The sequence below is a fragment of the Cycloclasticus sp. PY97N genome (genome assembly GCF_002443175.1).
GTDB lineage: Bacteria > Pseudomonadota > Gammaproteobacteria > Methylococcales > Cycloclasticaceae > Cycloclasticus > Cycloclasticus pugetii.
In genome coordinates, this window is sequence record NZ_CP023664.1 from 2,362,858 (window position 1) to 2,376,388 (window position 13,531).

At 41.7% G+C, this 13,531-nt stretch carries 15 protein-coding genes and 1 tRNA gene; 3 read left to right on the forward strand and 13 right to left on the reverse strand.

The window, feature by feature from the left end; all coding sequences use genetic code 11:
* Positions 1-48: 48 nt before the first annotated feature.
* Positions 49-618 carry an OmpP1/FadL family transporter gene (locus CPC19_RS11480; RefSeq protein WP_035851103.1) on the reverse strand — a complete coding sequence of 190 codons (570 nt, stop codon included), beginning with the start codon at positions 616-618 and terminating at the stop codon, positions 49-51.
* Positions 619-1,350: an OmpP1/FadL family transporter gene (locus CPC19_RS11485; protein WP_020161741.1), complete on the reverse strand. Its 732-nt coding sequence runs from the start codon at positions 1,348-1,350 to the stop codon at positions 619-621.
* A gap of 117 nt (positions 1,351-1,467) precedes the next feature.
* Here CPC19_RS11485 and CPC19_RS11490 point away from each other — a divergent pair, with 117 nt between their 5' ends.
* Positions 1,468-2,355: a LysR family transcriptional regulator gene (locus tag CPC19_RS11490; RefSeq protein WP_016390982.1), complete on the forward strand. Its 888-nt coding sequence runs from the start codon at positions 1,468-1,470 to the stop codon at positions 2,353-2,355.
* A 209-nt stretch (positions 2,356-2,564) separates the two neighbouring features.
* A complete protein-coding gene (locus CPC19_RS11495; RefSeq protein WP_232228526.1) occupies positions 2,565-2,861 on the forward strand; it encodes a putative quinol monooxygenase in 297 nt (98 codons plus the stop codon).
* 121 nt (positions 2,862-2,982) lie between these two features.
* On the opposite strand, the gene CPC19_RS11975 is transcribed toward CPC19_RS11495, so the two are convergent.
* The gene (locus CPC19_RS11975; protein WP_236610547.1) at positions 2,983-3,474 is read right to left on the reverse strand and encodes a transglutaminase family protein; all 492 of its coding nucleotides are present in this window, start codon (positions 3,472-3,474) and stop codon (positions 2,983-2,985) included.
* A gap of 185 nt (positions 3,475-3,659) precedes the next feature.
* On the opposite strand from CPC19_RS11975, the gene CPC19_RS11510 reads away from it, so the two are divergent.
* Complete coding sequence (locus CPC19_RS11510) at positions 3,660-4,649, forward strand: YeiH family protein (protein ID WP_016390986.1); 990 nt, start codon at positions 3,660-3,662, stop codon at positions 4,647-4,649.
* A 353-nt stretch (positions 4,650-5,002) separates the two neighbouring features.
* Here the strand turns inward: CPC19_RS11510 and CPC19_RS11515 are convergent.
* From CPC19_RS11515 to CPC19_RS11560, 10 genes are all read right to left on the reverse strand, one after another.
* Positions 5,003-5,078: transfer RNA gene (locus tag CPC19_RS11515), tRNA-Thr, on the reverse strand.
* 44 nt (positions 5,079-5,122) lie between these two features.
* Positions 5,123-5,716 (reverse strand): hypothetical protein, encoded by a 594-nt coding sequence (locus CPC19_RS11520; protein WP_240183340.1) that lies wholly within the window; start codon positions 5,714-5,716, stop codon positions 5,123-5,125.
* 59 nt (positions 5,717-5,775) lie between these two features.
* Complete coding sequence (locus tag CPC19_RS11525) at positions 5,776-6,513, reverse strand: type III pantothenate kinase (protein WP_016390988.1); 738 nt, start codon at positions 6,511-6,513, stop codon at positions 5,776-5,778.
* 3 nt (positions 6,514-6,516) lie between these two features.
* Positions 6,517-7,509: a bifunctional biotin--[acetyl-CoA-carboxylase] ligase/biotin operon repressor BirA gene (gene birA / locus CPC19_RS11530; RefSeq protein ID WP_016390989.1), complete on the reverse strand. Its 993-nt coding sequence runs from the start codon at positions 7,507-7,509 to the stop codon at positions 6,517-6,519.
* A 60-nt stretch (positions 7,510-7,569) separates the two neighbouring features.
* Positions 7,570-8,139, reverse strand: coding sequence for a PilZ domain-containing protein (locus tag CPC19_RS11535; RefSeq protein ID WP_016390990.1), 570 nt, complete (start codon positions 8,137-8,139; stop codon positions 7,570-7,572).
* The gene (locus CPC19_RS11540) at positions 8,139-9,065 is read right to left on the reverse strand and encodes a MotB family protein (protein WP_015005128.1); all 927 of its coding nucleotides are present in this window, start codon (positions 9,063-9,065) and stop codon (positions 8,139-8,141) included. Before CPC19_RS11540 ends, CPC19_RS11535 begins: the two co-directional genes overlap by 1 nt.
* 21 nt (positions 9,066-9,086) lie before the next feature.
* Positions 9,087-9,860, reverse strand: a complete 774-nt coding sequence (gene pomA, locus CPC19_RS11545; protein ID WP_015005127.1) for a flagellar motor protein PomA — start codon at positions 9,858-9,860, stop codon at positions 9,087-9,089.
* Positions 9,861-10,062: 202 nt separating this feature from the next.
* A complete protein-coding gene (locus CPC19_RS11550) occupies positions 10,063-11,313 on the reverse strand; it encodes an inorganic phosphate transporter (RefSeq protein ID WP_016390991.1) in 1,251 nt (416 codons plus the stop codon).
* 12 nt (positions 11,314-11,325) lie between these two features.
* On the reverse strand, positions 11,326-12,051 hold the full coding sequence (locus CPC19_RS11555) for a TIGR00153 family protein (protein WP_015005125.1): 726 nt from the start codon (positions 12,049-12,051) through the stop codon (positions 11,326-11,328).
* A 124-nt stretch (positions 12,052-12,175) separates the two neighbouring features.
* Entirely contained in the window at positions 12,176-13,369 is a 1,194-nt protein-coding gene (locus tag CPC19_RS11560) for a putative porin (RefSeq protein ID WP_016390993.1), read from the reverse strand.
* Positions 13,370-13,531: the final 162 nt, after the last annotated feature.

Consider the following 13,531-nt stretch of genomic DNA (forward strand, 5'->3'; position numbering starts at 1 on the left):
TTATGAGTGATCGGTTTATCCAAACCGAGGTAGTATGTTACACGACTTTTAGTAGCTGTAACTGTAGCTAATATCTAAGGTCGTCTCAGCAATGCCAAACTTAACATCCGTCCCTAAAAATGCTGTGTTCTCAGCGGTTAATTCATTACGAAAGGCGTGCATAACAGCCAATGAGCATTCTGAATGCTCACTGTTTTTATAGCTAAACCCAGCCGTTAAATGTTTAGCTGGCATGGCGGGGGTAATGGGGTTTAGTAACCCAGATCGTCTAGGAATCTGTTCTTCACCCACGTTTGCACCAGCCCGAAGCGTTATTTTGTCATCAAAAATGTAACGAACACCTAATGAATACGCCGTAATACTTTTCCAACCAAACCCAACGCTGTTTTTTGCACCGAGTAGCCTATCTGCGGAGAAACCGATCATAGGGTTCAGCTCCGAAGCCGTGGGCACAGGGTTTGACAACGCCTCAATGTCTTTGTAGTTAATGCGTGTCACATCAAAAGCAATAGACAGTTGTTTTGAAAAATTAATGGCCAAGCCCACACCGTAATTTGAAGGAATATCAAACTCACCATTGTTAGCAAGCAGACCAGAATATTTTTTCATCTTAGTCATTTACATTTTTGGTGCATAGTAGGCGCCAAACTGGTAAGTATCGTTAGATTTATAAAACCACCCTAATTTAATACCCAGTCCGTAGGACACCTCGTCCCCTCTGTTCGTTAGACTGCCTGCGTCTGACGATACGCCTTGAAAGAAGTCTAAACCTTGCGCACTAAATTTCTGAATACCAAATAAAGGAGATACCCCAATATAGTTATTTGGAGACATTTCATACGTGTAGGTGGTGGCGATAATAAGTTGCGCAAAATCCACCCCTAGATGCCCGTCTGTCGTTATGCTTGGAGCCCCTAAAACACGTTCGGCTGTTTCTGTAAACAAGCGTTTTCTATACGCTGTATTAATGCCACCATTACCGTAAACAGTAACACCCAGTGTGCTTTTATCATTTAATCGTTTATTCCAGCCAAAGTTCGGAACAATCCAATAATCGCGCTGACTATCATCCCGTACTAGCTCATCACAAGCCCCGATACCCCGGCAATCAAATTCGGCGTCACGGGGTAAATAGAGAAAACGAGCGCCAATATCTAAACCTTCTACTTGAGACATGCCGGCAGGGTTAACAGCACCTGTTAAAGTGTCTTCAGGAAAGGCAATCGCGGCTCCGGCCATGCCCGTCATTTTGGCACCGTAAGCAATCGCGAAATAGCCATTGATTGCAGATGCAAAATGGCTAAAGGAGAGCAAAAGAACCCCTACTGAAATCTTAGCTTTGTATGTCATAACATTCCCCTAGGAGTGCTGGGTTAATTGAATTGTTACCACACCATTAATTTCATATAATGAAATAATGCAGGCGATAATATACTAGACTATTCTCTTTTTAAGAACAATTATCTTATGGAAAACCTCAATCGAATGATGATTTTCTACCATGTCGTTGACTTGGGCAGTTTTACTGAGGCCGCTAAAGTGTTGAAAATGGCAAAATCGGCGGTTAGTCGACACGTCACCCTCTTGGAAAAACAAGTTGGTGCAAGGTTGTTAAATCGAACAACTCGTCAACTAAACCTAACTGAGGTTGGGCGAATCTACTTTCAAAGCTGCAAGAAAATCGTAGAAGAGACGCAGTACATGCAAAATGAAATCAGTGTGCTGCAAAACCAGCCCGTTGGCTCATTAAAAATTGCCACAACTAATAGCTTAGGGATTCAATATATTACGCCGTTAATTGTCGAGTTTATGCGTTTATACCCCAAATTAAACATTGAACTAATGCTACAAGACCAAGTGATCGACATGGTTGAAGAAAATATAGACGTGTGTGTTCGCGTGGGCTGGTTACAAAACTCTGACCTTGTCGCAACAAAAGTGGCTGATTCACGCTTGGTATTAGCAGCAAGTCCTAGCTATTTGAAGCAATACGGGCCAATAGTTACACCCAAAGACCTTGAAAAACATGCCTGCGTCATTTTTTCCTTATTGCCTAACCCGACTAAATGGACATTTACCCAAAAAAAGCAACAAGAAACCGTGTCGGTCAGTGCCATTATAAAAACTAACAATGCAGGCGCTGTTAAAGCTTTACTGTTACAAGGTGCGGGCGCATCTGTCTTGTCTCACTTTATAGTGGCTGAAGATTTACGAGAAGGACGCTTGGTTGAGTTGCTGCCTAATTATGACTTAGGGTCTGCAGGCGTTTATTTAGTGTATCAAGAGAAGCAATATAAGCAGCTAAAAATACAGTTATTTAATGACTTTATTAAGAAAAATTTAAAATTGGACTGACAATAAAAATGAAATGCATGGTTAGCAATATCTCACACCAAGGATACGATATTGAATTGATTTATAAAGTGGTATAAACACGCCTGAGCGACTGGATATTTAGGCCACTTTACAAGTCTAGAATCACTTTTCCCATGATAGGTGATACTAGGCGATTTTAATTTTTGGTTATTAAAACCAAAAAATAATGAAAACTAAAAGAGGAAATAATGATGTCTATAAATGTAATATTGAATTTACAAGTTAGTACAGAAAACCGTGAAACACTATTAAATACATTCGAAGCTATATTACCGGATACACGCGCTTTTAAAGGTTGCCAAGAGATTGTCGTTACAAGCAATGATGATGACCCTTTAAATATTGTGGTGTTAGAAAAATGGGACTCGCGCGAAGACCACAAAAGTTATATGGCTTGGCGCTCAGAGCGCGGAGATTTAGAAAAACTAGGTACGTTATTAACCGCACCACCAACGACTAAATACCTTACACCGACAACAATATAAGTCCTTATTAATACACCGTATGGGGCTGCTTAGTAGCCCCATACTTTTTGCAAGAAAGACGCATCGAAGTAGTAGCAATCTTTCCTTAGTCGAAAAATACGCTATTTAATTTTCCGACACCCTAGAAGCTATCTTTTATAGACTTATTATTTTCAACAAGCGCAAAGAACTTAGGGTAGCTTGATTTTAATGACGTGATGATGCGTTCATGTGGTAAGTCAGCAAAAAAACCATAATCGGTAAGATATTCCATATGCTTTTTATCTTGTTCATTAAATTCGTGCATAAATGAATCATCTACGCCATTGAACCCCAATGGCTTAACACCAAACCGTGTACACATTTCGATATTAAAAGCAGGCGTTGCTTTAACCCACTTCCCCTCAAGGTAAAGCACACTATATCCGTGCCACATAAAAACATCAGTTTCCAATAAATCCAATAATTTTTGTGTGCTTAAATGGTTTCTTACATCGGAGAAACCAAGCTGAGCTGGAATGCCAACACTTCGAGCGCATGCTGTTAGAAGTACGGCTTTTGGTGAATTTGAAGCCGTTATGATAGAAAACTGCGGGCATGTTCCACATGTTGAACAGCCTGATATAGTTCTCAAGCGAAGCACAGACTTCCTTAAACGTTTAGCTGTATAAATAAACCGCTGACCTGTCGGATTACCTCGACCAAGTTTTAACTATTAGACAGGCTTAATGCACCGTCATGTTACGATTATTTGCATGGGTTAACTGCAACAAAACACCTAGTCAATATGACTTAATCTAATCAACGATATTAAGACTCATGAAAAAAATTATTTATGTTATACCGGGTGTTGCTCTTTGCTGCGGAATGGGTTTCTTAGCAATATTGTTAGCCGCCTATGTTCCGGTAGGTGCTGTTACCTTAGCCATTATACTTGGCCTTATTGTCGGCAACAGTTTACGTATTAATGATCAATTCAAAGCTGGTATTAACTATAGCGAGAAATATTTACTCTCCATTGCTATTGCGCTTTTAGGTGTTCAGCTAAATTTTTCAATTCTAAGTGAATTAGGCTATGCGACCATTTTAATGATCGTGTTTACGATGGGCGTTACTATTTTTTCATCGCTGATATTTGCAAAATGGTTTGGGTTTGATAAACGCTGTGCGTTATTGCTTGGTTTAGGGAATGGCATTTGTGGCAGTTCTGCAGTTGCAGCGACCAAGGATATAGTCGGTGCGAATGAAGAGCAAGTTGGCCTCTCCATTGCCATTGTGAATTTTTTAGGCACCCTTGGCATTTTTCTCCTACCCTTTATTAGCCACTACCTATTAAATTTATCTGAGCTTAACGCAGGTGTATTGATCGGCAACACATTACAAGCTGTAGGGCAAGTTTTAGCTGCCGGGTTTTCAGTAAGTCAAGCAACGGGGGAAGCGGCAACCATCGTTAAAATGGTCAGAATTTTGTTACTTGCCCCAGTAATCCTGATTCTGATCTTCATGTTTTCTCGAGTAAACTTGAAAACGAATGAAGACCTCAAAGTCGCCTATAGAATCCCTCTCTTTGTCGTTGGTTTTTTTGGTTTCTCAGTTATCCAAACCTTTGGCTTACTGAAACAAGAACAAGTTGAGCTAGTCAGCACAATGAGCCACTACGCCCTTATTGTCGCCATGTCAGGCATTGGGTTAAAAATTGCCTTTGATGGAATTATTAAAAATGGCAAAAAAACATTGCTTATAGCAAGTGTTATTTTTGGGTTTCAGATAATAATGAGCTCTAGTTTAATCCTTATTTTCTTTAAATAATGAAGCCCTATATTAGCCTTTAAAATTCAATTAATTCAGCCCTTTAAGGTCGAAAAAGATGGCCTGCTAATTACTATCGTTCAGATCTTAGGTGCCTTTGAACCGCTAAGAAAGTATTTTTTTAACGACTCTACCGAGTGGGTAGCTTAGGCTTATCTGACGGCATTTCTCAACATGCTCATCAGTAACTTAAGTATTTACGAATACCATCTGATTATTCAAACAAGGCAGCTGATACCCCAATGCAATCGCTTGATAGTATTGCCCGCCCGGTCTTGGCAGCGGCATAAAGTCGGTAGAATCGTCGAGCAATAAAAAAGCCCCTTAAATATAAGGGGCTTTAATACCTAAAATGGAGCTGGTGAGAGGATTCGAACCACCGACCGGCTGATTACAAATCAGCTGCTCTACCGACTGAGCTACACCAGCGTTAGGGGCGGTATTCTAATCCAAATAAAAACGTCGGGCAATGATTAACATGCAATTTTACGAATACTAATGTTTTCGCCTACTTTAAAGCCATCTAAATTGTCCAGTATCGGTGATAGACCATCACTTGTTATAAACTTTACGCCATAACGATACTTTTTGCGCCTAATAAGTTCGGCTTCAATCGATTTTTCCGACAAGGCCTTCAGTCTCTTTTCAGCACTGTCTGCCGTTGCAAACAAGCCTAATGAAATAATGCCTTTATTTGGACCGCTGGGCACTAACCACAAATCATCGACTCCGATAGCTTTTAATGTCTCAACATTATGCAATGGACGCTCCCCATCACTACGAGAAGGATAGACAACCCAAAACTCCTCGAGCACTTTTGAGGGCATAACCGACACAGTACTTAAGTGATTACTTAATGTTTGTGATAATTTCTTCGCTTCGCCCTCATCAGCAAAATCACCGGCCACATAACATTCACTGATAGGCTGTTTCGCTTTGCTCTCCAACAAAACTTGTTTTTCAAGCATCGCAGCCACTTCTTCGTCTCCAACCAACACCAGCGTTTCAAGCTCACTTTCTTTATACAAGGGTGCTTGCTGTTGCTCCAGCCGTTTGGTTTCCACCACGGTGGTTCCCCAGAAAAAGTAAACTACATTTAAAAAAACCAACAATAATAATAAACGTTTCACTGGTATGATTTAGTCACTAGCTGTAAACCCTGTAACACAAGGTCTTTTTCCAATCGAACGTCCGGCCATAAGCCTTCCGCTAAAACAGTTGCATGGCCACCCGTTAAAATAGTTGTTATCGGTTGCTGGTGCTTTTCCCCTACATCAACAACTTTTTCTCGTACGAACAGCACCAACATCTGTTCAACACCATACGTAACCGCTTCACTTGTATTTGTTCCAAGCTGACTAGAATTCGGCGTATCACCTATGTTGATTTTATGTGTGTTGCTTAACAGGCTTTTTCTCATTAATTCAGCGCCTGGAACTATAAAACCACCCAAATGTTGGCCGCTCTCTAATAGAAAGTCCATGGTCAGTGCGGTCCCTGTATCTACAACACATAGCATACCGGTATATTTATGGTGTGCCGCAATCATTGCTAACCAACGGTCCACACCTAATTGCGCGGCATCTTGATAGGCATTAACAACCCCACAAGCTTTACGGGTACTTTCTACAAACGTAGGCGTAGGGTAGAGACGTTCTTTAGCCCAAACCTGCAAGTCACGACAAAATGCTTCAGCTGCCACACTAGACACATAAATATTTGCGAGGCGACTCTCTTTTAACGTTGAAAAACCTTCCCTCAACGTAATTTCGTTACTAAACACGCCTTGATTTAACAAACGCCCTCTTTCAACCAACTGCCATTTGAGCGCTGTATTACCACGGTCTATATAAAGTTCAGACATTAATTACTCGCTTAACCTCAGGCTAACCTCACCTGACATGATTTTTTTCGTTCGGCCATCGGGGGTTAACAATAAGAGCTCTCCTGTCTTTGAGATACCACTCGCAACGCCTTCCTCGTATTGCTCACCAGATAAAATTCGAACCGTTTTATCTCGATAACAATCGTAGTTATTCCATTGCTCAACATGTGGCAGTAAACCGGCCTCTTCGTAGCCATGCAGTATACTTAAAACCTCAGCCAGCACATGGGCGGCCAATTTATTTCGCCCCATTTTCTCGCCATACGCATGACACACATCAACCCAAGGCTGGCCAATTTCGCCAGACGACAATTCATTCATTTGATAATTGAGCCCGATGCCGATAATGGCAGTATAACCACCTTGGCTTTCCCCTTGAATTTCTACTAAAATTCCACCCAATTTTTTACCTTCCCATAGAATATCATTTGGCCATTTCAGGCCATGACCACTTAAACCGAGGCTTTTGAGCGCACGACAAACAGCAACCCCGCACGCCAAACTCAGCCCCGATAAGGCCGATATCCCGCCCTTAAAGTTCCACAAAAAAGAAATGTATAGGTTTTGCCCATATGGAGACACCCATGTTCTGCCTAATCGTCCTCGGCCCATTGTCTGCATTTCAGCCATACAAACTGACCCATTGGGTAAAGGCGTTAATTGGTGTTTCTCAACGATGGCTTGGTTAGTCGATGCGCACACATCTAATACATCGAGCTGCTTCAACAAGGCTCTGTGTTCACTAGATAAGCAGGTAAGAATACGTTGTTTATCCAACAACTCTATTGCTAATTTTAAGCGCGTGCCTTTTCCTTTTACAGCATGGAAGTCAAAGCCTGCTGTTTCGAGTGTTTTGAGGTAATTCCAAATGGAAGCACGACTAACATTTAACTCATCGGCTAGCTGCTGCCCAGAAAAAAACTGACCATCTGCCATGCGTTTTATTATCGCTTTATGAATTTCAAGTAGTTCCATTAAAAAGGATTACAGCTTCGTGCAATTTACTGAAGATAGATTTAAAAAATATAGTCTACGTTAGTCGCTTTGCTCACGTATATCATTCATCTGCTTTTTAACGATATGACGAATTAACAAATCCCTATCTTCATCGCCCAGCTGGCTATACTCAACAGCAACCTTGAACTGATCGCTATCTTGCTCACAAGAAACGACCTTTGAGAAAGTTTTTATGCTGGCTAAAGAGGGCGTTAAAATAAACTTTATCTCAACAATATCCCCTATATTCAGCGCATTACTTACCGCAAATGAAACACCCGAGGCACTGATATTAACCGGTTGAATCGTTTTTACAAACAGCTCATCGGTACCCATGATTATATGATGCGCTAATAAATTAATTTTAGCTTCTATAAAAGAAAAGTAACGCGCCACTTCAGGCGACTCTTTTTCTACATGGCGAAAATGTATCCGAGACACTTCATTCATTTTCTCCAACTCATTGGCTAAAGAGGCTGGCTCAACCTCATTCCTTTTAAGACCATCGGCTTTAGTCATTTCGTCGTTAGAAATAACGCGATAACTTATCGCCACTTCATCGTCTATTCTAAAAAAACGTCTACGCTCTTGTCCGGCATCTTGGCTCATTATTGTTTCACCACGTCTAGTATGGGATTACTTAAATCTTGGGGCATTTCACCTTGAATTAAAATAATTTCGACACGCCTATTTAGCGCTCTACCCTCAGGGGTCTCGTTATCAGATAGCGGCACTGTATCTGCATGACCTTCAATGATCAGTCTTTTTTCATCCACCGTTCCATCGGTTAGTAGTGTTTGCGCGACAGTTACGGCACGTGCCGCAGACAGTTCCCAATTAGACCGATACAAGCCCGCCTTAATGGGAATATTATCCGTATGGCCTGCAACAGTCACTGTACCAACACTACCATTAACAACCGCTGTAATTTTATCCATTATGGGTAAAAACTCTGGGTTAAATTCCGCACTACCTGAGGAGAACGAACCATTTTCATGAATTCTAATAACTACCCGGTCAAGGTCGGTTTCCACACTCACCATATTTTGGTCAATTTCTTCGACCATAAACTCTCTAATTTCTTCGGCTAATTTTTCAGCATCCTTAATTTTTTGCTCAGTGGCTTCAACATACTCCGTCACGATTTTCGCTTTTGCCTCAACCTCTTCTTGTTTTTTAGCATCCTCTTTTTTCGTTGTGTCTGAGTCAGACTCTGAGTCTTTGCCTAAAAACTCTCTTTCCGAGTCGGTAGTTTGCTGCCGCACCTCATCTAAAATGGTTGGGTCACCCGCCGCCGGGCTAAAGTGCTGTGCAACCACACTGGTCCCTTTAACTATTTCATAAGCAACCACCTGTCTTTGCACCCCAAACGCATCATTTAAAGAGTCTGCCATTTTCTTAAAGCGGTTTGCATCCATGGTTGCCATTGATAATAACAATACGAAAAAGCACATCAATAATGACATTAAGTCGGCAAAGGTCCCCATCCATGCTGGAAGCCCTTCTTCACATTTTGGACAATTATCATCACTCATGTTGAATCACTGTCTGCATTATTATTCGACCTCTTCAGGCTCACCCACTGACGATCGTTGACTTTCAGGTAAATACGTTTTGAGCAACGTTTCTAAAACACGTGGGTTCATACCTTCTTGAATACTTTGAATGGTTTCTAAAATTAATACTTTATTGAGTCGCTCATTATGGCTAATACCCGCCAATTTAGCCGACATCGGCAATGCAAACGCATTAGCGATAACCGCACCATACAAAGTGGTTAGTAAGGCCACGGCCATTGCCGGACCAATTGCCGCTGGATCAGACATGTTTGCGAGCATTTGCACCAAGCCAACCAAGGTTCCAATCATCCCCATCGCTGGCGCCATATCACCGACCGCCTTCCACATATTCTGACCAACTTCATGGCGACCAATCGCTAAGTCCATATCTCGACCTAATAACTTTTGCACCATCGCTGCGTCATGACCATCTACACAAAGACTCAAGCCTCGTTTGAGGAATTCGTTATCCACCTCTTGATCTTCTAACGCCAACAGTCCATTTTTACGGGCCACATCAGACAGCTCCACTGCCTGCTTGATGAGATCAACAGGGTTATCATTTTTATTCATAAAGGCTTTAATAGCCACTTTAAACGAACTCAAAAATTCCGAGATCGACAACTGCATCAAAGTCACCATGAAGGTGCCAACTACTACGATCAAAACAGACGGCACATCAACAAACATCATGATATCTCCGCCTGTTGCAATGGCGGCAATAATAATGCCCAAACCACCCACAAAACCTATTAACGTCGCTAAATCCAAAACTCTTCCCTTATTTAATTCTCATTTATACCGTCAATAATCGGCAAGGTAACAATGAAACTTTAGCAGATAAAATACGTTTATGGCGAAGCTCTCCCATAAAACAAGCGTGCTCTACGCAAAAACACGCTTATTATCTATTCATCCGTGCCTGTTTGCCCTATCTGCTAAAACTTTTCTCCTTCATAAAGAAAGCAAGCTCCTAAGCAAAAATCCCTTTGAGCATGAAGAAGAAAACAATTGCCAGCACGCCGCCAACCGGCAAGGTAATAATCCAAGACATAAAAATACCACGAACGACACTCATATTAAGTGACGAAATACCGCGCGCCATACCAACACCTAAAACCGCCCCCACCATTGTGTGTGTTGTTGAGATAGGCAAACCCATACCTGAGGCTAACACAACTGTTGAAGCCGCTGAGATAGTACAACAAAACCCACGGCTTGGTGTTAATTCGGTAATCTTCGAGCCAACTGTTTCAATAACCTTACGGCCATACATTGCCAGACCCAATACAATACCAACACCTCCGACTAAGAGTATCCACATTGGTAAGGCCGATTTCTGTGATAACTCACCGGTATCAATAATACTATTAATTGCCGCTAATGGGCCGATAGCATTTGCCACATCATTTGAGCCATGTGCAAAGGCCATTGCACAAGCGGTAATAACCATCAAGGAGCCGAATATTTTTTCGACGTTTGCATAATGGAAATCACGGTCCGCGCTCGCATCAAACTTTACACGACTCACTAAATACTTACCTAATATCGTTGTTAGCACACCAAAACCCAGTGCTACCGCAATCGAGTCTGTCATGGATAAATCTAGTCCCACATGTTTTAAGCCTTTCATAATGGTGACCAATGTGAGCATAAAGCCAACCAAAAAGACATAATAAGGAACATAACGCTTAGCGTTTTCGAACGGTTTTTCTGTATCTAGAATAATCGTTTGAACTGACCTAAATAACATATATGAAATAGCCCCCGCCAATAATGGAGAGGTGACCCAGCTCATCACGATTGTACCGAGCTTGCCCCAGTACACCGCATCCATACTCATACCTACAATCGCAAAGCCGACAATAGAGCCAACAATCGAATGCGTTGTTGAAACTGGCCAGCCTTTAAATGAAGCAACCAGTAACCAAGTTCCCGCTGCCAGTAGCGCTGCGAGCATACCAAAAATCAAAATCTCGGGGGTTGCACCCAAATCGCTAACATCGACAATTCCTTTTCGAATCGTAGAGGTAACCTGCCCACCCGCTAAAATAGCCCCTGAAAATTCAAAAATGGCTGCAATAATAACAGCCTGTTTAATAGTAATCGCTTTAGAGCCAACCGATGTTGCCATCGCATTCGCCACATCATTCGCACCAATGCCCCACGCCATAAATAGGCCGAAAACAATCGCTAATACCAAATAAGTAGTTCCGTAATCCATTGTCCCTTCCCCTTATTTAGCCAACATCAATTGAAAGCGACGACCGACACGCTCAGCATCATCGGCAATATCGGCAATAGATTCTATAATCCGATACATAAACATCACATCTACCGCATATAACTCTTTTTCGACCGCAAACAAATCAGCACGCAAATCAACCTGAATCCGATCCGTAGCCGACTCCAAATTATCTAACTCGGTCAACATATCCTCAACCACATGCACCGCGTGGCCTCTAAAACCCGTTTCTACCAACTCATCTAGCTCATTGACCACTTTCAATGCTTGATGACACGTTTCGACTGTCGCTCTCACCAGCTCAATAGCGCGTTTACTTGCTTGCTCTGGAAACTTAAGTTGGCGACCAACAACAATACCGGCTATATCTCTGGCACGGTTTGCTAATAAGTCTTGCACACGCAATGCATCCAACAAGTCTTGACGTGCAATAGGCATAAATAAGCCCGTCGGCAAATGCTCACGAAGAAAGTGCTTCTTATCATCGGCGTCTTGCTCTAACTCAGCAATTTGGTGATACACTTTTTCTACCGATTCTGTATCCCCTTTGCTCATGAATTCAAACAAATCGACTAATTTAGAAACACATTCGTCAACAAGTGCCATATGTTCCTGTATTGGCGCCACTGGAGAAGTACCAAACAGGCCGGTAATATAGTTTTTAGAAGCCATATTTTTATTAATATTTAATTTAGAAAGAATGTCGGCATTTTGCATCAATCTGACCAGTATTGCCAAAACTATTGTTTCCACATCACAAAAAAAAGCCCAGACATGAATGCCTGGGCTTATAAAACTATTGCGCAAATGCCATTAAGGCACTGCTGATCAAAGCATAACGCTAGAATTTAGCTTTTAGGTCAATTTGCCATATATCTGAATCTAAATCACCGTTTAATTGGCCAACTTCAGAGTCTATATAGGTTGTTCCAACACTGAAATTTTTATCAATCTTGTACGATAACTTCCAGCGATTACCTTCAGAGTCGGTACGTCCACCCGCGAAGTCAGAATCATTAAAAGCGCCGTTTACAGCGTTTAACTCTGTTTCACGATAATCATAACTGGCTTTCCAGCGACCCATTTTAGTTTCAACACCTAACAACCATGCGGTGTCTTCACCATCGTTTAAGCCATCTGCATCACCATTTACAACATACTGGCCATAAACTGTTAGAGGCAAACCGGCATTAATATTAAGTGAACCAAATATTTCTTGCAGACTATATTTTGTTGAATCATTACCGCCGCCACTTGTAAAGGCACCTGCTTTGTTTGCATCGTAATCATAAATACTTCCACCTAACATCGCTTTAGCACCTGCCACATTAAATTTAGCAGTCAATTGTCCATAGCGCATCGTTTGATCTTCGTCAAAGCTATAGCCATCAATATCATCTAAGACAAAGTGACCAACTGACCCTATAATTTCTGCACCCGCCAATTTAGCTGTGTAACGAGCTGCACCACCTTCTGGGTTTACATCACCATCCCATACAAGGCCACCAGATACCTGCTCCCATGGTTGTTTGATCTTACCACCCATCAAATCTAAGCCACTAAGAGGCGTCCAATTAATATACGCCCTATCAAAGTAAACCGTATCATTTTCAAAGCCATCACCTAATGTCTCATTCGTGGAGGTTGCGCCACCATTAGAGGCCATTCTGACACCTGCGGTTACTGTATCAGTCACTTGACCTTCTACGGCTATACGCGCGCGATAGCGCTGACGGTCTTCACGCTTTGAAGAACCATTTGTATCATTACGAAACTCTTGGCGTAATCGTAAATCACCCTTCACTTTAAGCTTACCTGCCCATGCCATTTTCTTAAGCATTTCGTCTGAAGGTTTGTTTTGCTTATTCATCATGTTTGACATAGACAGCTCTGTATACTGATCTTCTGTAATAGCACCATTAGCTTTTAAGATGTCTAATAATTCCTTATCCACCGCAAATGAAGCCGGTGCCAATACAATTGAAGCGCCCAATAATGTCGCTTTAATCGCCACAGATAATTTAGTTTGTTTCATTTTTAATCCCTTGTTATTTAATAAATATCTTTAACTCGGGCGCATATTAAAGGGGCTAAATGACAATGGTGTGACAGCCAGATGACAATTGTTGTTTTTTGCCTTTTCACAACAAAAAGCCCGCCATAAGGCGGGCTTTTAAAACGTAGACAATCATTTAGT